20 protein-coding genes are annotated in these 21592 nt (G+C 72.3%); 17 read left to right on the top strand and 3 right to left on the bottom strand.

Annotated elements, in window-relative coordinates; all coding sequences use genetic code 11:
- Nucleotides 1-10 precede the first annotated feature (10 nt).
- The 7 genes from ABZ693_RS10180 (at nucleotide 11) to metK (ending at nucleotide 6518) form a co-directional block, all read left to right on the top strand.
- The gene (locus ABZ693_RS10180; RefSeq protein ID WP_359875332.1) at nucleotides 11-1132 is read left to right on the top strand and encodes a quinone-dependent dihydroorotate dehydrogenase; all 1122 of its coding nucleotides are present in this window, start codon (nucleotides 11-13) and stop codon (nucleotides 1130-1132) included.
- Nucleotides 1133-1152: 20 nt separating this feature from the next.
- Entirely contained in the window at nucleotides 1153-2001 is an 849-nt protein-coding gene (pyrF, locus tag ABZ693_RS10175; RefSeq protein ID WP_359875376.1) for an orotidine-5'-phosphate decarboxylase, read from the top strand.
- A 306-nt stretch (nucleotides 2002-2307) separates the two neighbouring features.
- Entirely contained in the window at nucleotides 2308-2631 is a 324-nt protein-coding gene (locus tag ABZ693_RS10170; RefSeq protein WP_359875331.1) for an integration host factor, read from the top strand.
- A gap of 72 nt (nucleotides 2632-2703) precedes the next feature.
- A complete protein-coding gene (gmk, locus tag ABZ693_RS10165) occupies nucleotides 2704-3267 on the top strand; it encodes a guanylate kinase (RefSeq protein WP_359875330.1) in 564 nt (187 codons plus the stop codon).
- A 48-nt stretch (nucleotides 3268-3315) separates the two neighbouring features.
- Entirely contained in the window at nucleotides 3316-3588 is a 273-nt protein-coding gene (rpoZ, locus tag ABZ693_RS10160) for a DNA-directed RNA polymerase subunit omega (protein WP_005319902.1), read from the top strand.
- A gap of 245 nt (nucleotides 3589-3833) precedes the next feature.
- Nucleotides 3834-5048 (top strand): bifunctional phosphopantothenoylcysteine decarboxylase/phosphopantothenate--cysteine ligase CoaBC, encoded by a 1215-nt coding sequence (gene coaBC / locus ABZ693_RS10155; protein ID WP_359875329.1) that lies wholly within the window; start codon nucleotides 3834-3836, stop codon nucleotides 5046-5048.
- 261 nt (nucleotides 5049-5309) lie between these two features.
- Complete coding sequence (gene metK, locus ABZ693_RS10150; protein ID WP_359875328.1) at nucleotides 5310-6518, top strand: methionine adenosyltransferase; 1209 nt, start codon at nucleotides 5310-5312, stop codon at nucleotides 6516-6518.
- Between the two features lie 136 nt (nucleotides 6519-6654).
- On the opposite strand, the gene ABZ693_RS10145 is transcribed toward metK, so the two are convergent.
- Nucleotides 6655-7374: a toll/interleukin-1 receptor domain-containing protein gene (locus tag ABZ693_RS10145; RefSeq protein WP_359875326.1), complete on the bottom strand. Its 720-nt coding sequence runs from the start codon at nucleotides 7372-7374 to the stop codon at nucleotides 6655-6657.
- Nucleotides 7367-8641 carry a helix-turn-helix domain-containing protein gene (locus tag ABZ693_RS10140; RefSeq protein ID WP_359875325.1) on the bottom strand — a complete coding sequence of 425 codons (1275 nt, stop codon included), beginning with the start codon at nucleotides 8639-8641 and terminating at the stop codon, nucleotides 7367-7369. Before ABZ693_RS10140 ends, ABZ693_RS10145 begins: the two co-directional genes overlap by 8 nt.
- A 189-nt stretch (nucleotides 8642-8830) precedes the next feature.
- Between ABZ693_RS10140 and ABZ693_RS10135 the strand changes: the two genes are divergently transcribed.
- Complete coding sequence (locus ABZ693_RS10135; RefSeq protein WP_359875324.1) at nucleotides 8831-10984, top strand: primosomal protein N'; 2154 nt, start codon at nucleotides 8831-8833, stop codon at nucleotides 10982-10984.
- An 88-nt stretch (nucleotides 10985-11072) separates the two neighbouring features.
- Here ABZ693_RS10135 and ABZ693_RS10130 read toward each other — a convergent pair whose 3' ends face one another.
- Entirely contained in the window at nucleotides 11073-11594 is a 522-nt protein-coding gene (locus ABZ693_RS10130; protein WP_359875323.1) for a hypothetical protein, read from the bottom strand.
- Between the two features lie 289 nt (nucleotides 11595-11883).
- Here ABZ693_RS10130 and fmt point away from each other — a divergent pair, with 289 nt between their 5' ends.
- From fmt to ABZ693_RS10085, 9 genes are all read left to right on the top strand, one after another.
- A complete protein-coding gene (fmt, locus tag ABZ693_RS10125) occupies nucleotides 11884-12816 on the top strand; it encodes a methionyl-tRNA formyltransferase (protein ID WP_359875322.1) in 933 nt (310 codons plus the stop codon).
- Entirely contained in the window at nucleotides 12726-13175 is a 450-nt protein-coding gene (locus ABZ693_RS10120; RefSeq protein WP_359875321.1) for a hypothetical protein, read from the top strand. Before fmt ends, ABZ693_RS10120 begins: the two co-directional genes overlap by 91 nt.
- A gap of 180 nt (nucleotides 13176-13355) precedes the next feature.
- Nucleotides 13356-14825 (top strand): RsmB/NOP family class I SAM-dependent RNA methyltransferase, encoded by a 1470-nt coding sequence (locus ABZ693_RS10115; RefSeq protein WP_435842386.1) that lies wholly within the window; start codon nucleotides 13356-13358, stop codon nucleotides 14823-14825.
- Between the two features lie 191 nt (nucleotides 14826-15016).
- Nucleotides 15017-15700 carry a ribulose-phosphate 3-epimerase gene (gene rpe / locus ABZ693_RS10110; protein WP_359875320.1) on the top strand — a complete coding sequence of 228 codons (684 nt, stop codon included), beginning with the start codon at nucleotides 15017-15019 and terminating at the stop codon, nucleotides 15698-15700.
- A 317-nt stretch (nucleotides 15701-16017) separates the two neighbouring features.
- Nucleotides 16018-17067: a sugar-binding transcriptional regulator gene (locus tag ABZ693_RS10105; protein ID WP_359875319.1), complete on the top strand. Its 1050-nt coding sequence runs from the start codon at nucleotides 16018-16020 to the stop codon at nucleotides 17065-17067.
- Between the two features lie 84 nt (nucleotides 17068-17151).
- Entirely contained in the window at nucleotides 17152-17628 is a 477-nt protein-coding gene (locus ABZ693_RS10100) for a guanyl-specific ribonuclease (protein ID WP_359875318.1), read from the top strand.
- Nucleotides 17625-18044, top strand: coding sequence for a barstar family protein (locus tag ABZ693_RS10095; protein WP_359875317.1), 420 nt, complete (start codon nucleotides 17625-17627; stop codon nucleotides 18042-18044). The genes ABZ693_RS10100 and ABZ693_RS10095 overlap by 4 nt, the downstream gene beginning before the upstream one ends.
- Before the next feature lie 105 nt (nucleotides 18045-18149).
- Nucleotides 18150-19592 carry a GuaB1 family IMP dehydrogenase-related protein gene (locus tag ABZ693_RS10090; RefSeq protein ID WP_359875316.1) on the top strand — a complete coding sequence of 481 codons (1443 nt, stop codon included), beginning with the start codon at nucleotides 18150-18152 and terminating at the stop codon, nucleotides 19590-19592.
- A gap of 520 nt (nucleotides 19593-20112) precedes the next feature.
- Complete coding sequence (locus tag ABZ693_RS10085; protein WP_359875315.1) at nucleotides 20113-21591, top strand: amino acid permease; 1479 nt, start codon at nucleotides 20113-20115, stop codon at nucleotides 21589-21591.
- Nucleotide 21592: the final 1 nt, after the last annotated feature.

The following is a 21592-nucleotide window of genomic DNA, read 5'->3' as shown; positions in this document are numbered from 1 at the left end:
ATCCCGGACGATGTACAAACTCTTCTTCCACCTGGTCTTCAAGCGGATGGACCCCGAGCAGGCCCACCACATGGCCTTCCGCTGGATCCGGCTCGCCGCCCGCGTCCCGGTCCTGCGCACCTTCGTCGCGGCCGTCCTCGCCCCCCGCCATAAGGCGCTGCGCACCGAGGCCCTGGGCCTGCGCATGCACGGCCCCTTCGGCCTGGCGGCCGGCTTCGACAAGAACGCCGTCGGCATCGACGGCATGGCCATGCTCGGCTTCGACCACGTCGAGATCGGCACGGTCACCGGCGAGGCCCAGCCCGGCAACCCCAGGAAGCGGATGTTCCGGCTGGTCCCGGACCGCGCCCTGATCAACCGCATGGGCTTCAACAACGAGGGCTCGGCCGCCGTCGCCGCCCGCCTGGCCGCCCGCAGCCCCGTCTTCAAGACGGTCGTCGGCGTCAACATCGGCAAGACCAAGGTCGTCCCCGAGGCCGACGCCGCCGCCGACTACGTGAAGTCCACCGAGCGGCTCGCCCGGCACGCCGACTACCTGGTCGTCAACGTCTCCTCGCCGAACACCCCCGGCCTGCGCAACCTCCAGGCCACCGAGTCGCTGCGCCCGCTGCTCACGGCCGTGCGCGAGGCCGCCGACCGCTCGGTGCCCGGCCGCCACGTGCCGCTCCTGGTGAAGATCGCCCCCGACCTCGCCGACGAGGACGTGGACGCGGTCGCCGACCTCGCCCTGGAACTGGGCCTGGACGGCATCATCGCCACCAACACCACCATCGCCCGCGACGGTCTGGGCCTGAAGTCCGACCCGGCCGTGGTCCGGGAGACCGGCGGACTGTCCGGAGCGCCCGTCAAGCAGCGCTCCCTGGAGGTGCTGCGCCGCCTCTACGCGCGCGTGGGGGACCGGATCGTCCTCGTCGGCGTCGGCGGCATCGAGAACGCCGAGGACGCCTGGGAGCGGATCCTCGCGGGCGCCACCCTGATCCAGGGCTTCAGCGCCTTCATCTACGAGGGGCCGTTCTACGCCCGCGCCATCCACCGGGGCCTCGCCGAGCGGCTCGCCGCCTCCCCGTACGCCACCCTCGCCGAGGCCGTCGGCGCCGACACCCGCACCCGTACCGGAAAGGCCGCGAAGTGACGCGCGAAGTGACGAGCGAAGTGACCCTGGAACCCTTCGGCACCCGGCTGCGCCGGGCCATGGACGAGCGCGGCCCGCTGTGCGTCGGCATCGACCCGCACGCCGCCCTGCTGGACTCCTGGGGCCTGGCCGACGACATCGCGGGCCTGGAGCGCTTCACGTACACGGTCGTGGAGGCGCTGGCCGGCACGGTCGCCGTCTTCAAGCCGCAGGCCGCGTTCTTCGAGCGCTTCGGCTCGCGCGGCGTGGCCGTCCTGGAGCGCGCCACCGCCGATCTGCGGACGGCCGGCGGCCTGGTCGTCATGGACGCCAAGCGCGGCGACATCGGCTCCACGATGGCCGCCTACGCGGAGGCCTTCCTGCGCCCCGGCGCGCCGCTGTTCTCCGACGCGCTGACCGTCTCCCCGTACCTGGGCTACGGCTCCCTGAAGCCGGCCGTCGACCTGGCCCGGGCCTCCGGCGCCGGCCTGTTCGTGCTGGCTCTCACCTCCAACCCGGAGGGCGCCGAGGTCCAGCGCGCCGTGCGCGCCGACGACCCGGAGCGGCGGACCATCGGCGCGACGATGCTGGCGCACCTGGCCGAGGAGAACGCGGGGGAGACCCCGATGGGCTCCTTCGGCGCGGTCGTGGGGGCGACGCTCGGCGATCTGTCGGCCTTCGACCTCGGCATCAACGGTCCGCTGCTCGCCCCCGGCATCGGTGCCCAGGGCGCGACCCCGGCCGACCTGCCGAAGGTCTTCGGCGCGGCCGTGGGCAACGTCGTCCCGAACGTCAGCCGGGCCGTCCTCAAGGAGGGCCCCGACGCGGGTGCGCTGCGCGGCGCGGCGGAACGTTACGCGAACGAGATCCGCGAGGCCGTCGGCGGCTGACACGCCCCCGCGGCCGTTTTCGGTCCTCTTGCGCCAATCCGCAGGTGGGGCCGCGTGTCCGCGGCCGTGCCGGCGCTTGACAAAAGTTGCCCCAAAACTGGGGTTAAATGCCCGAAAAGTCCTGGTCGGCCGATGCTGACCAGGACTTTTCGTCTGTTCTCGCTGACTGGAGCGGCCTCGGCCGCTAGTCTCCGGGGCAGAGTCGGCGATCGGCACTCCCTGTGCTGTTCGCTGCTCCGCTGGTGTGGGGCACCCCGCTTCTCACTGGTCCGTATCCGACAGTTCGACATCCGAGGTGACGTAGGCGTGGCTCTTCCGCCCCTTACCCCTGAACAGCGCGCAGCCGCGCTCGAAAAGGCCGCCGCGGCTCGCCGGGAGCGGGCCGAGGTCAAGAATCGACTCAAGCACTCCGGCGCCTCCCTGCACGAGGTCATCAAGCAGGGCCGGGAGAACGACGTCATCGGCAAGATGAAGGTCTCCGCGCTGCTCGAGTCCCTGCCGGGCGTGGGCAAGGTCCGCGCCAAGCAGATCATGGAGCGTCTCGGCATCTCAGAGAGCCGCCGTGTCCGCGGTCTCGGCTCCAACCAGATCGCCTCCCTGGAGCGCGAGTTCGGCAGCACCGGAGCCTGACCTTTCGGTCATATCCGACAAATGGCCTCCACCCCGGCGCAAGCGGGGGTGAAGCCCTGGAATAATCGCTGCATGGCAGCAGAAGTACGTCCGCGGCTGACCGTGCTCTCCGGACCCTCTGGGGTCGGGAAGAGCACGGTCGTCGCGCATATGCGCAAGGTCCACCCCGATGTCTGGCTCTCGGTGTCGGCCACGACGCGGAAGCCCCGGCCCGGCGAGCAGCACGGTGTCCAGTACTTCTTCGTCACGGACGACGAGTTCGACAAGCTGATCGCCAACGGCGAGCTGCTGGAGTGGGCCGAATTCGCGGGCAACCGCTACGGCACCCCGCGCCGTGCGGTCCTCGACCGGCTGGAGGCCGGCGAGCCGGTGCTCCTGGAGATCGACCTCCAGGGCGCCCGCCAGGTCAAGGAGTCCATGGACGAGGCCCGGCTGGTCTTCCTGGCTCCGCCGAGCTGGGACGAGCTGGTACGCCGGCTCACCGGCCGCGGCACCGAGTCGCCCGAGGTGATCGAGCGCCGCCTGGAGGCGGCGAAGGTCGAGCTGGCCGCCGAGGCCGAGTTCGACACCACGCTCGTCAACACCTCGGTCGAGGACGTCGCGCGTGAGCTGCTAACGTTGATGAACGTTGTCTGATCCTTTATCCGTCTTCGGATAGAGAACCCCATCTTCGGAAGGTAGAGCGTGTCCTCTTCCATCACCGCGCCCGAGGGCATCATCAACCCGCCGATCGACGAGCTGCTCGAGGCGACGGACTCCAAGTACAGCCTCGTGATCTACGCCGCCAAGCGCGCGCGCCAGATCAACGCGTACTACTCGCAGCTCGGCGAGGGCCTGCTCGAGTACGTCGGTCCGCTCGTCGACACCCACGTGCACGAGAAGCCGCTCTCGATCGCCCTGCGCGAGATCAATGCGGGTCTGCTGACCTCCGAGGCCATCGAGGGCCCGGCTCAGTAGAGCGTCTTCTCCGCGGACATACGCGGAGGAGGAGCAGAGAAAAGCAGAAACGCGGAGTAATCCGCGATCACAGGCCCGGCGGAACAACCGCCGGGCCTGTGGTGTCTCATGGAGGCGTCGGAAGGCGTCGGGAGGCGACGTCCGGCGGCGGGCGTCCGGAGCCAGGCGTCCGGAGCCGCCTGGAGGCGATTCGAGTCGATTCGTACGCGCCCGTGTGCGGATCCGAGTGCGGGGAGTGGCACATCGTGGCAAAGCCGAAGGTGGTCCTGGGTGTCAGCGGCGGGATCGCCGCGTACAAGGCGTGCGAGCTGCTGCGCCGGTTCACCGAGTCCGGACACGACGTCCGGGTCGTGCCGACCGAGTCCGCCCTGCACTTCGTGGGCGCGGCCACCTGGTCCGCCCTCTCCGGCCACCCCGTCTCCACCGAGGTGTGGGACTCGGTCCACGAGGTCCCGCACGTGCGCATCGGCCAGGGCGCCGATCTCGTCGTGGTCGCCCCCGCCACCGCCGACATGCTGGCCAAGGCGGCCCACGGGCTCGCCGACGACCTGCTCACCAACACGCTGCTCACCGCCCGGTGCCCGGTCGTCTTCGCCCCGGCCATGCACACCGAGATGTGGGAGCACCCGGCCACCCAGGAGAACGTGGCCACCCTGCGCCGCCGCGGCGCCGTCGTCATCGAGCCCGCCGTAGGCCGGCTCACCGGCGTCGACACCGGCAAGGGCCGGCTGCCCGACCCGGCCGAGATCTTCGAGGTCTGCCGCCGCGTCCTCGCGCGCGGGGTCACCGCCCCCGACCTGGCCGGCCGCCATGTCGTGGTCAGCGCCGGAGGCACCCGCGAGCCCCTCGACCCGGTTCGCTACCTGGGCAACCGCTCCTCCGGCAAGCAGGGCTACGCCCTCGCCAAGGCCGCGGCCGCCCGGGGTGCCCGGGTCACCCTGATCGAGGCCAACACCGGACTGCCCGACCCGGCTGGCGTCGACCTCGTCCGGGTCGGCACCGCCGTCCAGCTGCGCGAGGCCGTCGTCAAGGCCGCCGCCGACGCCGACGCGGTGGTGATGGCCGCGGCCGTCGCCGATTTCCGCCCCGCCGCGTACGCCTCCGGCAAGATCAAGAAGACCGACGACGGGGGCGCGCCCACCATCGAGCTGGTCCGCAACCCCGACATCCTCGCGGAGATCTCCGCCGACCGCGCCCTGCCTGGCCAGGTCGTCGTCGGCTTCGCCGCCGAGACGGACGACGTGCTCGCCAACGGGCGCGTCAAGCTCCGCCGCAAGGGCTGCGACCTGCTCGTCGTCAACGAGGTGGGGGAGCGCAAGACCTTCGGCTCGGAGGAGAACGAGGCCGTGGTCCTCGCCGCCGACGGCACTGAGACCCCCGTCCCGTACGGACCGAAGGAAGCCCTGGCGGAGACCGTCTGGGACCTGGTGGTGCCGCGGCTGCGCGGCGCGTCCGGCTGAATATCGTCCGAGGGGTGAGACGGGTGCCCGGCTCACCCCTCGGGGTAAAGGCGAACAAACTCGGACATAAGTCCAGGTTTATGGACTGAAAACCACAAGGATCGGTGGCGAATACCGCACAGATCACGCCGAGGCGTGCCCGGGACCTGGCCACTTGCCGGAGCCTGCCCGATAGACTGTCCTCTGGAACGTCGCGGGGCGCAGCCCCCTGCCGGTCCGCGAAACGAGTAGCCAGCAGCCGCTGCAACCCCAGGGAGCGTTGTGTCCCGTCGTCTGTTCACCTCGGAGTCCGTCACCGAGGGTCACCCCGACAAGATCGCTGACCAGATCAGCGACACCATTCTCGACGCGCTGCTCAAGGAGGACCCCACCTCCCGCGTCGCCGTCGAGACGCTGATCACCACCGGCCTCGTGCACGTCGCCGGTGAGGTCACCACGAAGGCGTGGGCCGACATCCCCACCCTCGTGCGCAACAAGATCCTCGAGATCGGGTACGACTCCTCGAAGAAGGGCTTCGACGGCGCCTCCTGCGGCGTGTCGGTGTCCATCGGCTCCCAGTCCGCGGACATCGCGCAGGGCGTCGACACCGCCTACGAGTCCCGCGTCGAGGGCGACGAGGACGAGCTCGACAAGCAGGGCGCCGGCGACCAGGGCCTGATGTTCGGCTACGCGTCGGACGAGACCCCCGAGCTGATGCCGCTCCCGATCCACCTCGCGCACCGCCTGTCGCGCCGCCTGACCGAGGTCCGCAAGAACGGCACCATCCCGTACCTGCGCCCCGACGGCAAGACGCAGGTCACGATCGAGTACGACGGCGACAAGGCCGTCCGCCTCGACACGGTCGTCGTCTCCTCGCAGCACGCCTCGGACATCGACCTCGAGTCGCTGCTCGCGCCCGACATCCGTGAGTTCGTCGTCGAGTACGTGCTGAAGCAGCTCGTCGAGGACGGCATCAAGCTGGACACCGACGGTTACCGCCTGCTGGTCAACCCGACCGGCCGCTTCGAGATCGGCGGGCCGATGGGCGACGCCGGCCTCACCGGCCGCAAGATCATCATCGACACCTACGGCGGCATGGCCCGCCACGGTGGCGGCGCCTTCTCCGGCAAGGACCCGTCGAAGGTCGACCGCTCGGCCGCCTACGCCATGCGCTGGGTCGCCAAGAACGTCGTCGCCGCGGGCCTCGCCTCGCGCTGCGAGGTCCAGGTCGCGTACGCGATCGGCAAGGCCGAGCCGGTGGGCCTGTTCGTCGAGACCTTCGGCACGAACAGCATCGAGACCGAGAAGATCGAGCACGCCATCGCCGAGGTCTTCGACCTCCGCCCGGCCGCGATCATCCGCGACCTCGACCTGCTCCGCCCGATCTACTCCCAGACCGCCGCATACGGCCACTTCGGCCGCGAGCTGCCGGACTTCACCTGGGAGCGCACCGACCGCGTGGACGCCCTGAAGGCGGCCGCGGGCGTCTGACCCGCCGGCCCGCACCACGGCCACGACGGCCCGGCACCCCTGGAGGGCGCCGGGCCGTCGGCGTACCGGAAGCCGAGGCGGGGATCAGAGCACGGGAATCCCTTCGTTGCAGCACCAGGCGGCGACGGGACCACGATCAGAGATGCCCTGAGCATTGATGCGGTGTGGCGCAGGCGCAGTGTCGGCAGCCTCCCGACCGCTGTGGCGCCCATCCACTCTTCAAGCAGCAGGGAGTCTCTTTCTGAGGCGTATCCCTGAGTCGTAAGGCCGCCCGCAGTAAGCGTGCCCAGGTTTTTCGGACGAGCGAGCCCGCCTTGCGGGTGGGCTCGTGAGACGGCCTGGGGCGAAGCGTTCCCCAGGCAGCTCGCGGTGGGCAATCGGAGACAGCGACGGGGCAGCGGCCGACGAGCTCCGGCAGCCGCCATGCGAGTTCATCGCCGATCGTCTTCGTGTCCACGTGATGGCTCTGGGAGTCGATCCGAAGGGAATTACGGGCTGCCAGCGGAGCCAGCTCAGGTGGCAGCATGTCTCCGCTCAGACGCTCCATGTGCCGACCCTTCAGCACGGGAATCACGTGGACTCCACAGCGCAGTGCCTCCAGAAGTTCCATGCGGACCCAGTCGTCCGACTCGCGGAGCCCCGGGTCGGTGGCCCAGCTCGGACCGATGACCGCGAGCAGTACCTTGCAGCGCCGGACATGAGTCAGCAGCTCCTGCGGGAAGAATTCCCCGCCCCGGATCGAGCGCCCCGCGAAGAAGACGGAGTCCTCACCGAAACGTGCTGTGAGCGCCTGGTCGAGAAGGGCGGCCATCTCATTGCCGTCGCCGGTGCGATAGTTGATGAAGATCTCAGGCATGGCGTACCGCCTCCGATGCGGGAACAGGCTGGGCGTGGTGATGCAGCACTGTGGCCAACTCCGGAGCGAGGGCTCGAACCGCGGCGTTTCCGTGGCGTCGGGACAGGACACGCGACAGCCGGTGCAGATCTCCTCGGACGGTCGCGGAGGCGAGGGCCTGGCACTCCGGCAGCAGCGGGCGGGCGATCTCGCACGCCTGGTCGGTGTCACCGGCGACGGCGTGGGCGAGGGCCCGACGTGTGCCGTAGCGGACTCGCGTGCGGACGGCATGCGGGGAAAGCCGAGGCACTTCTCGATCGAGGCTTTTTGCCGCCTGCTCCGGCAGTCCCAGGTCGAGCAGGCACCAGCCGACTGTCATCGCGACAGGGTCGCCAACATGGGTGGTGCCGAGCAGGGGCAGTCCGTCGGCGCCGGCCTTGCCCGCTTGGTCGAACAGTTCCCGTCCCCGGTCGAGTGCGCGAGAATACGCGTCCTGGTCGCCCGCCAATGCATGGCCTTGGGCCTCGCGCAGGGCTGCGAGACCGTGGATTCGAGCCGTCGACCGACTCTTCTGAGCAGCTTGAGCGAGCTCGACTGTCGCCCTCGCGTCACCGCTGTAGAGGGCGATCAAAGCGCGACGGACGAGCGAGTAGACGGCGAGATCGTGGTCACCGGCGGCCTCGGCGAGACGGATGGCGTGGTCGGTCCAGGCGAGAGCGCTGGTGTCGTCGCCACCTTCCTGTGCCATCCAGCCGGTGAACTCGGCGTACCGGGAGGACAGGACGTACAGGTGACGCGCCGTACGGGTGTCGGAACCGAGCGTCAGTGCGGGGAGCATGCGGGTCTGTGCGGCGAGCCCGGGCAGGACGAGGCCGGCGGGCGCTGTCTGCCCGAGCCTGCGGAACTGGCCGAGAAGAGCCTGCATCTCGTCGAGGAGCCGGCTGCCGACGTGCGCGGCCGCATCCACGGCCGCGGCGACCGTGACGTCCATCGTCGGCACCCGCACGGGGAGATCCGGGGGAGACGGATGCGTCCGCGGGGGTGCGCCGGTCGTCGTCTCGCGCCGGATGTGTCGCACTCGGCCGACGGCCGCGGGCACCAGGGCCGCCAGGGCGCCTTCCGCGCGGACGGCGCCGTCGCACAGCCGCGCAAGTTCGGCCGTCGGCCGCTGCCGCCCGGTCTCGACCTTGCTCAGCTGCCCCTTGCTGTAGTGCACGCGTGCCGCCAGACCGTCCAGCGTCATCCCGATGGCCAGGCGTCTGCGACGCAGCTCGGGACCGAACTTCATCCACGCTTCCACTGCCGAAGCCTCCTTGTGGCAGGTGACAGCCAGGAGCCGACCCTTGCGACCGCAAGATGGTCGGCGCTGTTTCACGTTGCCATTGGCATCGGAGCGCCCGACAGAGCGCCGATTCGGCCAGCCCTGGCTGATCCCGCACCCGCCCGGGTGTCCGAGGCGTCTGGTAGGTATGAGGCTGTGAGCAGCGAGAACGAGAAGTCCGAGGGGCCCGGGGCCGGTGAGGCGGCGGAGCCCGAGCAGCTCGCGCTCATCCGGGAGACCGTGCGGACGGCGAAGGTGCCGCGGGCCAAGCCGCGGACCTGGCGGGGGGCCGCGCTCGCGAAGGAGCTGCCGGTGGCGCGGGTCGTGGTGAACAAGGGTGTGCTCCACCTCGACCAGTTCTTCGACTACGCCGTGCCCGAGGAGCTGGACGAGGCCGCGCGCCCCGGGGTGCGGGTCCGGGTCCGGTTCGGGGCCGGGGCGCACAAGGTGCGCGGGGGGCGGCGCGAGGGCGGGCGGCTCATCGACGGGTTCCTGATCGAGCGGCGCGCCGAGTCCGACTACTCCGGGCCGCTCGCCGCGCTCGCCGACGTCGTCTCACCCGAGCCGGTGCTCGGGCCCGAACTGCTCGGCCTCGCCCGGGCGGTCGCCGACCGTTACGCGGGCAGCCTCGCCGACGTGCTCCAGCTCGCCGTCCCGCCGCGCAACGCGAGCGCCGAGAAACGGCCCTCGCCCGCGCCGCTGCCGCCGCCCCCCGCGCCCCCTGCGGGCAGCTGGGCGCGGTACGAGCGCGGGCCCGCGTTCCTGGAGTCGCTGGCGGGCGGCGGCGCGCCCCGTGCCGTGTGGAACGCGCTGCCCGGACCGCACTGGGCCGAGGAGATCGCCCGCGCCGTCGCCGCCACCCTCGCCTCCGGGCGCGGCGCCCTCGTCGTCGTCCCCGACGGCCGCGCCGCCACCCGTGTCGACGCGGCCCTGACCGGCCTGCTCGGCGAGGGGCGGCACGCCCTGCTGACCGCCGAGGCCGGGCCCGAGAAGCGGTACGCGCAGTGGCTCACCGTCAGTCGCGGCGCGGTCCGGGCCGTCGTCGGCACCCGGGCCGCCATGTTCGCGCCCGTACGGGACCTCGGCCTCGTCGTCATCTGGGACGACGGCGACTCCAGCCACAGCGAGCCGCACGCCCCCCAGCCCCACGCGCGCGAGGTGCTGCTGCTGCGCGCCGCCCACGACCACTGCGCCTTCCTGCTCGGTTCGACGAGCTGCACCGTCGAGGCCGCCCAGCTCGTCGAGTCCGGCTGGGCCCGGCCCCTGCTGGCCGGCCGCGACCAGGTCCGGGCCGCCGCGCCCCTCGTCCGTACCGTCGGCGACACCGACCTCGCGCGCGACGAGGCCGCCCGCGCCGCCCGGCTGCCCACCGTGGCCTGGCAGGTGGTCCGGGAGGGGCTGAAGACGGGGCCCGTGCTCGTCCAGGTGCCGCGCCGCGGATACGTCCCGCGACTGGCCTGCGAGCGCTGCCGCACCCCTGCCCGCTGCCGCCACTGCTCCGGTCCCCTGGAGGCCCCTGAACAGCAGGAACTGCGCTGCGGCTGGTGCGGCAGGGGCGCGCCCGACTGGCATTGCGAGGCGTGCGGCGCGACCCGGCTGCGCGCGCAGATCGTGGGAGCCCGGCGTACGGCCGAGGAGCTGGGGCGGGCGTTTCCCGCCGTGCCCGTACGGACCTCCGGCCGCGATCATGTCCTGGACCGGGTGCCGGGCCGTCCCGCGCTGGTGGTGAGCACCCCGGGCGCCGAGCCCGTCGCCGACGGCGGCTACGCGGCGGCCCTGCTCCTCGACGGCTGGGCCATGCTCGGCCGCCCCGACCTGCGGGCCGGTGAGGAGGCGCTGCGCCGCTGGATCGACGCGGCGGCGCTGGTACGGGGTCAGGGCGACGGCGGCACCGTGGTGGTCGTCGCCGAGCCGACGCTGCGGCCCGTGCAGGCGCTGGTGCGCTGGGACCCCGTCGGGCACGCCCAGCGCGAACTCGCCGAACGCGCCGAGCTGGGCTTCCCGCCCGTGTCCCGGATGGCGTCGGTGGCCGGTCTGCCCGAGGCCCTCGCGGCCTTCCTCGACGGCGCCGAACTGCCGCCCGACGCCGAGATCCTGGGGCCCGTACCGCTGCCCGTCACCCGGCCCGGCGGCCCGCGCCGCCCCGGCGACACTCCGCCCGGCGAACAGTGGGAGCGCGCGCTCGTCCGCGTCCCGCCGGGCAGCGGGGCCGCGCTGGCCACCGCCCTGAAGCGGGCCCAGGCGTCCCGTCTCGCCCGCGGTGGCGGGGAACCAGTGCGGGTGCGCGTCGACCCGCCCGACATCGGCTAGCGGGCGCCGGCCGCGCCCGGCCCCGGCCGTCGGCCTTCCCGCCCCTGGGGTCCGGAGCGCCGTTCGTGCGCCCCCTGTGCCACGGCGGTCAGCCGTTGCGCGGGGCCGGGAAGGCGGGCGGGCGCTGCTCCTCGCGCAGGCCGTGGCCGCCCGGCGCGGGCTGCGGCGGCATGGGACGGGCCGACGGGACGACCGGCAGCGGACGGACCGGCGCCCCAGGCTCCGGCGGCCGGGTCTGGTCGAGGGCGGCACCCGGCTGCGGGGTGCGGCGGGACCCGTAACGGCGGTGCACCGCCTGCTTGGTGACCCCGAGCGCGGAGCCCACCGCGTCCCACGAGAACCCGAGCGAGCGGTCGAAGTCCACCGCCGCCGTCACCAGGGTCTCGACGCTGTCCCGCAGTTCCTGCGCGAGACGGACGGTCGGGGCGGGCGCGCGCCCGTAGACGACGAAGCCCGTCGACGGGGCGGAGCGGCGCGGGCGGTAGACATTGCCCAGCTGGGCCGTGAGCGTGCGCAGTGCGTCCACCTGCCGCCGTACGCGCTCGATGTCCCGCACGAGCAGGTGCAGACTGGCCCGGGCCTGGGCGTCATGGGTTGCGTGGTCGGCCATGGATGAGCCTCTCGAACCGGCGTGGAAAGGAGACGGGCCGCTGGAGGAGAGGCGACCCGCGTTGGTCAATCTCTCTTGACCAACGCGCCGCCTGGACTTGGGTCACGCTGCGGGGGCGTGCAGGTACGTGCGCACAGCGCTCGTCTGCGCGTACGCCCCCCGAGCGCTCCCGGTCGAGGTCCGGTCGAGGCCCAGGGGAGGCGTGGGGAGGGGACACCTCCAGCCGCAGGGGGACACCTCTAGACTGGTGCGCTGCCCGTTCACGCCCCAAGATGCGAGGTTTTCCCGCGTGAAGCTCGTCTTCGCCGGCACCCCCGAGGTCGCCGTACCCGCCCTGGACGCCCTGCTCGCCTCCGGGCGGCACGAGGTGGCCGCCGTGATCACCCGCCCCGACGCCCCCGCCGGGCGCGGGCGCCGGCTCGTCGCCAGCCCCGTCGCCGAGCGGGCCGAGGAGGCCGGCATCGAGGTGCTGAAGCCGCGCCGGCCGCGCGACGAGGACTTCCTCGCACGGCTGCGTGAGATCGCGCCGGACTGCTGTCCGGTCGTCGCGTACGGCGCGCTGCTGCCGCGGGTCGCCCTCGACATCCCCGCCCGCGGCTGGGTGAACCTGCACTTCTCGCTGCTGCCCGCGTGGCGCGGCGCCGCGCCCGTACAGCACGCGCTGATGGCCGGGGACGAGGTGACCGGCGCCTCCACCTTCCAGATCGAGGAGGGGCTGGACTCCGGCCCGGTGTACGGGGTCGTCACCGAGGACATCCGCTCCACCGACACCAGCGGCGACCTGCTCACCCGGCTCGCTTTCGCGGGCGCCGGGCTGCTCGCCGCGACCATGGACGGCATCGAGGACGGTTCCCTCAAGGCCGTGCCGCAGCCCGCCGACGGCATCACCCTCGCCCCGAAGATCCAGGTCGAGGACGCCCAGGTGGACTTCGCCGCCCCGGCGCTGCGCGTCGACCGCGTCGTCCGCGGCTGCACCCCCGCGCCCGGCGCGTGGACCCTGTTCCGCGGCGAGCGCCTGAAGCTCGTCCAGGCCGCCCTGGTCACCGACCGCACCGACCTCGCCCCCGGCGAACTGGCCGCAGGCAAGAACAACGTGTACGTCGGCACCGGGTCGCACGCCGTCGAACTGCTGTGGGTCCAGCCGCAGGGCAAGAAGCCGATGAAGGCGGCGGACTGGGCGCGCGGCGTCCGCATCGCGCCCGGCGAGCGGGTGGGCGCCTGACGGCCGGGACCGCGCTCCCGCTTCCCGAAGGGTCCTGGTGGGACTGGGAGGTACGGCACTACGACGGCAGCCGGCTCACCCTGGTCGCCGGCCACGACCTGACGTACCACCACGGCCTCGAGGTCGTCTTCACGGACACCGTCTACGTCCGCTGCCCGATGGCCTTCGGCGACCCGGAGTTCCGCGAGCCGACCCCCGGCGAGCGGGCGGAGACCGCCCGCCTCGTCGGCGGGGAACCGCCGGTGCTCGTCGCCTTCGAGGCGGACGGCGGCGGCACGGAGCCGGTCTCCTGCCTGATCGCCGCCGAGGCGTGGGCGGTGCGGCAGGGGACGTTCCGGCGGAGCGTGCGAGCCGGGTGACGGCCGGATCACCGGGACGGCACGGCCCTCGCACGCCTCGCGGTCCGGCGGCGGTACCCCCTGTACGCCTGGTACTGGGCTCCCTGGAGCTACGCTGAGAGGGCCGGACGCCGGGCGTCCGGCCCTCTTGGCACCCTCTCAGTACGTCATTCAGTACGTCATTTCTCACGCGGAGCACCTTTGAGCGAGCAGGCACGTCGCGCCACGCCCCCGACCACCAAGTCCCCCCAGAGCGGCAAGGGAGGCAAGGGCGGCAAGGCCCCCCGGCCGCACCGCCGGCCGCAGAAGGACCCGGTGCGGATCCTCGCCTTCGAGGCGCTGCGGGCCGTGGACGAGCGCGACGCGTACGCCAACCTCGTCCTGCCGCCCCTGCTGAAGAAGGCCCGGGAGAAGAACGAGGGCTTCGACGGGCGGGACGCCGCGCTCGCCACCGAGCTCGTCTACGGCACGCTGCGCCGCCAGGGCACCTACGACGCGATCATCGCGGCCTGTGTCGACCGGCCGCTGCGCGAGGTCGACCCGCCGGTGCTCGACGTGCTGTCGCTCGGCGCCCACCAGCTGCTCGGGACCCGCATTCCCAGCCACGCCGCCGTGTCCGCGACCGTCGAGCTCGCCCGGGTGGTGCTCGGCGACGGGCGCGCCAAGTTCGTGAACGCCGTCCTGCGCAAGATCGCCCGGGACGACCTCGACACCTGGGTGGAGCGGGTCGCGCCGCCGTACGAGGACGACGCCGAGGAGCACCTGGCCGTCGTCCACTCGCACCCGCGCTGGGTGGTCTCGGCGCTGTGGGACGCGCTCGGCGGCGGCCGGGCCGGCATCGAGGAGCTGCTGGCGGCCGACAACGAGCGGCCCGAGGTCACCCTCGTCGCCCGCCCCGGCCGAACCACCGTCGAAGAGCTGGCCGAGGCCGTCGAGACCGAGCCCGGCCGCTGGTCGCCGTACGCCGTGCGGCTCGCCGAGGGCGGCGAACCCGGTGCCGTCGAGGCGGTACGGGACGGCCGGGCCGGCGTCCAGGACGAGGGCAGCCAGCTCGTCGCGATCGCCCTGGCCAACGCGCCCCTGGACGGCCCCGACACCCGATGGCTCGACGGCTGCGCCGGCCCCGGCGGCAAGGCGGCCCTGCTCGGCGCCCTCGCCGCCGGGCGCGGCGCCGCCCTGCTGGCCTCCGAGAAGCAGCCGCACCGCGCGCGTCTGGTCGAGCGCGCCCTGGCCGGCAACCCCGGCCCGTACCGGGTCATCGCCGCCGACGGCACCCGCCCGCCGTGGCGCGAGGGTTCTTTCGACCGGGTCCTCATGGACGTGCCGTGCTCCGGGCTCGGCGCCCTGCGCCGCCGCCCCGAGGCCCGCTGGCGCCGTCGCCTGTCCGACCTCGACGGCTTCGCCCCGCTGCAGCGCGGGCTGCTCACCGAGGCGCTGCGCGCGGTCCGCGTCGGAGGCGTGGTCGGTTACGCGACCTGCTCGCCGCATCTGGCCGAGACCCGGGTGGTCGTCGACGACGTCCTGAAGAAGGTGGGCGGCGCCGAGCTGATCGACGCCCGCCCGCTGTTCCCCGGGGTCCCGGACCTCGGCGACGGACCGGACGTTCAGCTGTGGCCGCACCGGCACGGCACGGACGCCATGTACCTGGCGCTGATCCGCCGTACCGCCTGATGTCCGCCTGACATCCGCCCGCTTTCGGACCGGCGCCGGTCCGAAAGCGAGCGGCAGCGCCGCTCCCCCGACATCCGTTCGACCTCGGGGGCGGCGTTTCCGACTGGTCTGTACCAATACGTCCCGCTCTCGGATGGCCACACTCGGACAGCGCGGCCAAGAAGTCCCCGAGAACATGGCAGGCTTGGCCCATGGCGCAGATCAATCCCAGCATTCTGTCCGCGGACTTCGCCCGGCTCGCCGAGGAGGCGAAGGCGGTCGACGGTGCCGACTGGCTGCACGTCGACGTGATGGACAACCACTTCGTCCCCAACCTCACGCTGGGCGTGCCGATCGTCGAGTCGCTGAGCCGGGCGACCGACACCCCCCTCGACCTTCACCTGATGATCGAGGACCCGGACCGCTGGGCGCCCCAGTACGTGGAGGCCGGGGCCGGCTCCGTCACCTTCCACGTGGAGGCGGCGGCCGCGCCCGTCCGGCTGGCCCGCGAGATCCGCGCCCAGGGCGCCCGGGCGTCGATGGCGCTCAAGCCGGGCACGCCCATCGAGCCGTACGAGGACCTGCTGCCGGAGCTGGACATGCTCCTGATCATGACGGTCGAGCCGGGCTTCGGCGGCCAGGCGTTCCTGGACATCATGCTGCCGAAGATCCGCCGCACCCGTGAGCTGATCTCCAAGCACGACCTGGAGCTCTGGCTCCAAGTCGACGGCGGTGTCTCCGAGTCCACCATCGAGCGATGCGCGGAGGCCGGCGCGGACGTCTTCGTCGCCGGTTCCGCGGTGTACGGGGCGGCCGACCCGGCCGCCGCGGTCCGCTCCCTGCGGGCCAAGGCGGACACCGTCACCGCCACGGCGGCCTGGGCGTGTGGCCACTGAGCCGCCACCGCGCCACCGGTACGTGAACGGGGGCCGTCGGACCGCGGACACGTCCGTTCCGGGCCCGTCGGATCTGACAGGATGAAGGTGGGCCCCGGGGGTGACCAGCGGCGGGGCCGGCCTCGCCGCCGTCGGGAGCGGGCGGCGACACCGGCGGCGGACGAGCGGCACGCCGTACACACTCGGCAGTAATCGGCAGTAATCGGCAGTAATCGGCAGTACAGCGGCATCAGTAGAACCACAGCACGGCACAGCAGCAGTAGACACAGACAGCACACACCAGCACCACAGCAGCACATGAAGCGCGGCAGCGGTACGTGAACAGCAGTGAGGAGATCGCGGTGGCGGGAATGCCGGCGGGACGGTCAGCCCTGCGGATGGGCCCCGCGGAGCTCGTGCAGGCGGCGGCCATGGCCCGCCGCTTCTACCTGGAGGGCAAGTCCAAGATCCAGATCGCCGAGGAGTTCGGCGTGAGCCGCTTCAAGGTGGCCCGGGTCCTGGAGACCGCCCTGGAGCGCGATCTCGTACGCATCGAGATCCGCGTGCCGGCCGAGCTGGACGCCGAGCGCTCCGACGCGCTCCGCGCCCGCTACGGCCTGCGCCACGCGGTCGTCGTCGAGTCCCCGGCGGAGGGCGAGGACGAATCGCCCGACCCGGAGAACCTCGGCGAGGTCGCGGCCGACCTGCTCGGCGAGCTGGTCACCGAGGGCGACGTGCTGGGCCTGGCCTGGGGCCGGTCCACCATCCACATGGCCGCCGCCCTCGACCGGCTGCCGCCCTGTACCGTCGTCCAGCTCACCGGCGTGTACGACGCGGGCACCGCCGAGCGCGGCTCGGTCGAGGCGGTCCGGCGGGCCGCCCAGGTCTCCGGCGGCGAGGCGCACCCCATCTACGCGCCGATGCTGCTGCCCGACCCGGCGACCGCCGCGGCGCTGCGCAGCCAGACCGGCATCGCACGGGCCTTCGACTACTTCGACAAGGTGACGGTCGCCTGTGTGTCGATCGGCTCCTGGGAGCCGGGCATCTCCACCGTCCACGACATGCTCTCCGACGCGGAGCGCGCGCACTACGCCTCGCTGGGCGTCGCCGCCGAGATGTCGGCGCACCTCTTCGACGCGGAGGGCCGCCGGGTCGGCCGCGACCTGGGGGAGCGGTGCATCACCGTCGAGGCGGACCGGCTGCGCCGGATTCCCGAGGTCGTCGCCATCGCGGGCGGCCAGCGCAAGGCCGCGGCCATCGGCGCGGTGCTCCGCTCCGGCCTGGTCACCAGCCTGGTGACCGACCGCTCGGCGGCGGACTACCTGCTCACCGAGTTCAGCCCGGGCCCGCGCCCGGCGCTCGACCGGGCGGACCCGGACGGCATCTGAGAACCGGCGCGCGCCCCGGGGCGGTGTCCCGCAGCGCGCGCCGACCTGGCGGCGGCTCCGGCCGCGCCGTGACAGCATCAGGGCATGATCATGCGATATGCCCGGCTCGGGCTCGGCCTTCTGGCCGGGCTCGCGCTGTTTCTGACGGGCTGCTCCGGCGGTACGGGTACGGTCACCGGCAGTCCCGCCCCCGCCCGTACCACCGCGGTCGCCACCCCGGGTCCGACCGGTGACGCCACCGCCACCGCGAGGGCCACGAGCGCGCCCTCGGCCCACTCGGCCCTCCCGACCGTCCGCGAGGCGGACCTGCCGCCCGAGGCGCGCCGGACGATCCGGCTGATCCGGGACGGCGGGCCCTATCCGTACGCCAAGGACGGCGCCGTCTTCTCGAACTTCGAGCGCGTCCTGCCGCGGCACGAGCGCGGCTACTACCACGAGTACACGGTCAAGACGCCGGGCGCGCACGACCGCGGGGCCCGGCGGATCGTCACCGGGCGGGACGGCGGGTTCTTCTACACGGACGATCACTACGCGAGCTTCCGGGAGGTGATCACCGAATGAGCCCCCGCGAGCCCCATGACCCCCGTACCCCCCATGACCCCGGCGAACCGCGTACCTCCCGGGCCCCCGGCCTCGGTGCCCTCGGCCGCCCCGTCGTCCTCGACCTGCACGGCGTCACCGACAAGGCCGCCTTCATGGACCGCTGCGCCGCCGCCCTCGCGCTGCCCGCGTGGTTCGGCCGCAACTGGGACGCCCTCGCCGAGAGCCTGACCGACCTGTCCGGCCGTGTCGCCCTTGTCGTCACCGGCTGGCAGGCCTATGCCGAGGCGCGGCCGGCCGAGTGGCGGACCGCCCAGGACGTCTTCGCCACTTCCGTTGCCGAACGCCCCACCCGTCTCACGGTCCTCCTCTCCCTCGGTGACCTCCCGGCCACCCTCGGAGGATCCGACGAAAGGCCCTCCGCGAGCCTCGGATGATTCGCCCCGGGCTGGTATCCATGGGGGCGTGGGACAATGAACTACGTGCTTTTTCCCCTGGCTGAAATGCCTAGGGGCCGATCCGAACGACTGGGATGTCAGCACGTGCGTTTCCTCAACGACCTCAAGCCGCCGTACGACCTCACGTACGACGATGTGTTCATGGTGCCGAGCCGCTCGGCCGTCGGGTCCCGCCAGGCGGTGGACCTCTCCTCGCCGGACGGCACCGGAACGACGATCCCGCTGGTCGTGGCCAACATGACCGCCATCGCCGGCCGCCGCATGGCCGAGACCGTCGCGCGCCGCGGCGGCCTGGTCGTCATCCCGCAGGACATTCCGATCGAGGTCGTGACCGAGGTCGTGTCCTGGGTCAAGGCCCGCCACCTGGTCCTCGACACCCCGATCGTCCTGGAGCCGCACCAGACCGTCGCGGACGCGCTGTCCCTGCTGCCCAAGCGGGCGCACGACGCCGGTGTCGTCGTCGACGAGAACCGCCGTCCCATCGGTGTGATCACCGACGCCGACCTGTCCGGCGTGGACCGCTTCACCCAGCTCAACGAGGTCATGTCCCGGGACCTGCTCCTGCTGGACGCCGACATCGAGCCGCGCGCCGCGTTCCACACCCTCGACGCCGCCAACCGCCGCTACGTCCCGGCCGTCGACCGCGACGGCCGGCTGGTCGGCATCCTCACCCGCAAGGCCGCCCTGCGCGCGACCCTCTACACCCCGGCCGTCGACAAGAACGGCAAGCTGCGCGTCGCGGCCGCCGTCGGCATCAACGGCGACGTGGCGGGCAAGGCCAAGCAGCTGCTCGACGCGGGCGTGGACACCCTCGTCGTCGACACCGCGCACGGCCACCAGGAATCGATGATCAACGCCATCCGGATCGTCCGGGCGCTCGACCCGCAGGTCCCGATCGTGGCCGGCAACATCGTCGCCGCCGAGGGCGTCAAGGACCTCATCGAGGCCGGCGCGGACATCATCAAGGTCGGTGTGGGCCCCGGCGCCATGTGCACCACCCGGATGATGACCGGCGTGGGCCGGCCGCAGTTCTCCGCCGTCATGGAGTGCGCCGCCGAGGCGCGCAAGTACGGCAAGCACGTGTGGGCCGACGGTGGCGTCCGGCACCCGCGCGACGTCGCCATGGCGCTCGCCGCCGGCGCGTCGAACGTGATGATCGGTTCCTGGTTCGCCGGGACGTACGAGTCCCCGGGCGACCTCCAGCAGGACGCCGAAGGCCGGCTCTACAAGGAGTCCTTCGGCATGGCCTCGGCCCGCGCGGTCAAGAACCGCACGAGCGACGAGTCGGCCTACGACCGGGCCCGCAAGGCGCTCTTCGAGGAGGGCATCTCCACCTCGCGGATGTACCTCGACCCGCAGCGTCCGGGTGTCGAGGACCTGATCGACTCGATCATCGCCGGTGTCCGCTCGTCCTGCACCTACGCCGGCGCGGGCAACCTCGCCGAGTTCGCCGACCGGGCCGTCGTCGGCATCCAGTCGGCCGCCGGGTACGCGGAGGGCAAGCCGCTGCACGCCAGCTGGAGCTGACCTCGCCGTCGCCGGTGAAACGTATCGGCAGACCGGACCGTGGGCCTCGGGAGCATGTCTCCCGGGGCCCACGGCCGTATCCGGACCCGGCACCCGGCGCACCCGGCACCCGGCGCACCCGGACCCGGCACCCGGAACCCCGGCTCCGATCCGCCCCCTGAATCCCGCATCCCGACACCCCCTCCCGACACCCCCTCCCGACACCCCCTCCCCGTACCCGGAACATCCCCGGAGAGGGCATGTACGCGGGCTGCCCGCCATGCCCCCGATATATCGATTCATGCAATGGCGCGCAATGTTTCCCCGTCTGCGTGGCACGCGCGCAATGATCGAACGGCCCTTCGCAAGAACCCTGCGTCACGGTCGCGAAGTGCGACGGCTTAGGCTCATCCCTCGTACCAGGAGTGACGGTGACCGTCTGCTCGGCGGTCTTCCCCCTTTCCCGTGGGCTGTCTCGGCATGCCCACGTACCGCCGCGGGTCTCCGCCTCGTCGACAGGCAGTGAGAAGGAGCCCCCGCAGTGCTCGACCACGGCGCAGCCCCAGCGGCCGCGGACACCGACGCCCGGCCCAGCCGCATCCCCCCGTCGCTGTCCTTCCTCGTCCGGCGCAAGCCGGTGGAACGCCTGGTCGCGGAGGGTGGCCAGGGTGACGGCGGCTCGCTGCGGCGCTCGCTCTCGATGTGGCAGCTGACCATGATCAGCATCGGTGCGACGCTCGGCACCGGCATCTTCGTGGTGCTCGGCGAGGCCGTTCCCAAGGCCGGCCCCGCGGTCACCATCGCCTTCGTCTTCGCCGGACTCACCGCGCTCTTCTCGGCGCTGTCGTACGCGGAACTCGCCGGTACGATCCCGGTGGCCGGGTCCTCGTACTCGTACGCGTACGCAACGCTGGGCGAATTCATCGCCTGGATCTGCGGCTGGTGCCTGCTCCTGGAGTACGGCGTGTCGGTCGCCGCCGTGGCCGTCGGCTGGGGTGACTACCTCAACGAGCTGCTCGACGGCACGATCGGTGTCACCCTCCCCGCGGCGCTCTCCGCGCCGCCCGGTGACGGCGGTGTGTTCAACCTGCCCGCCCTGATCGTCGTCGTGCTCGCCATGCTGTTCCTGCTCGGCGGCGTCCGGGAGTCCGCCCGGGCCAACATGATCATGGTGTGGGTGAAGTTCGCCTCGCTGGCGCTTTTCTGCGCGATCGGTTTCATGGGCTTCAAGTCCGGCAACTACTCCGACTTCATGCCGCTCGGTGCCAAGAGCGTCGGCGCCGCCGGGGCCGTCCTGTTCTTCTCGTACATCGGCTTCGACGCCGCCTCCACGGCCGGCGAGGAGGCGAAGAACCCCAAGCGCGACCTGCCCCGCGCGATCATGCTCTCGCTGGTGATCGTCACCGCCCTCTACGTGCTCGTCGCCGCCGTCGCCATCGGCGCCTGGGACTGGAGGAAGTTCGAGGGCTCGGAGGCCTCGCTGGCCGCGATCATGGACGACGTGACCGGCCAGGACGTCTGGGGTACGGTGCTCGCCGCCGGCGCCGTCGTCTCCATCGCCAGCGTCGTGCTGACCGTGCTCTACGGCCAGACCCGCATCCTCTTCGCGATGTCCCGCGACGGCCTCATGCCGAAGGTGTTCGGCAAGGTCGAGCCGAAGAGCGGCGCCCCGCGCACCAACACCCTGATCGTCTCGCTCTTCTGCGGCGTCCTCGCCGCCGCCGTCCCGCTTGGCGAGCTGGTCAACGCCACCAGCATCGGCACGCTCTTCGCGTTCTGTCTGGTCAACATCGCCGTCGTGGTGCTCCGCTACACCCGCAAGGACATGGACCGCACCTTCAAGGTGCCGTTCGGTCCGCTCTTCCCGGTGCTCGGCTTCGCCTGCTGTGCGTACAGCATGTACATGCTGGACCTGATCACCTGGGCGTACTTCGGTGTCTGGATGGCCGTCGGCCTCGTGTTCTACTTCCTGTACGGCATCCGCCGCTCGAAACTGGCCACAGCATCCGCAGAGAAGTGAT

This window comes from Streptomyces laurentii (genome assembly GCF_040635425.1).
Lineage (GTDB): Bacteria > Actinomycetota > Actinomycetes > Streptomycetales > Streptomycetaceae > Streptomyces > Streptomyces laurentii.
This window is presented reverse-complemented; position numbering and strand designations above follow the sequence as displayed.

Excerpts from the sequence above, each read along its gene's own strand:
- ABZ693_RS10180 (WP_359875332.1), top strand. The coding sequence starts at position 11 with ATGTACAAACTCTTCTTCCACCTGGTCTTCAAGCGGATGGACCCCGAG.
- gmk (WP_359875330.1), top strand. The coding sequence starts at position 2,704 with ATGGCAGCAGAAGTACGTCCGCGGCTGACCGTGCTCTCCGGACCCTCT.
- ABZ693_RS10145 (WP_359875326.1), bottom strand. The coding sequence starts at position 7,374 with ATGCCTGAGATCTTCATCAACTATCGCACCGGCGACGGCAATGAGATG.
- ABZ693_RS10140 (WP_359875325.1), bottom strand. The coding sequence starts at position 8,641 with ATGAAGTTCGGTCCCGAGCTGCGTCGCAGACGCCTGGCCATCGGGATG.
- ABZ693_RS10130 (WP_359875323.1), bottom strand. The coding sequence starts at position 11,594 with ATGGCCGACCACGCAACCCATGACGCCCAGGCCCGGGCCAGTCTGCAC.
- rpe (WP_359875320.1), top strand. The coding sequence starts at position 15,017 with ATGGCGCAGATCAATCCCAGCATTCTGTCCGCGGACTTCGCCCGGCTC.
- ABZ693_RS10100 (WP_359875318.1), top strand. The coding sequence starts at position 17,152 with ATGATCATGCGATATGCCCGGCTCGGGCTCGGCCTTCTGGCCGGGCTC.
- ABZ693_RS10095 (WP_359875317.1), top strand. The coding sequence starts at position 17,625 with ATGAGCCCCCGCGAGCCCCATGACCCCCGTACCCCCCATGACCCCGGC.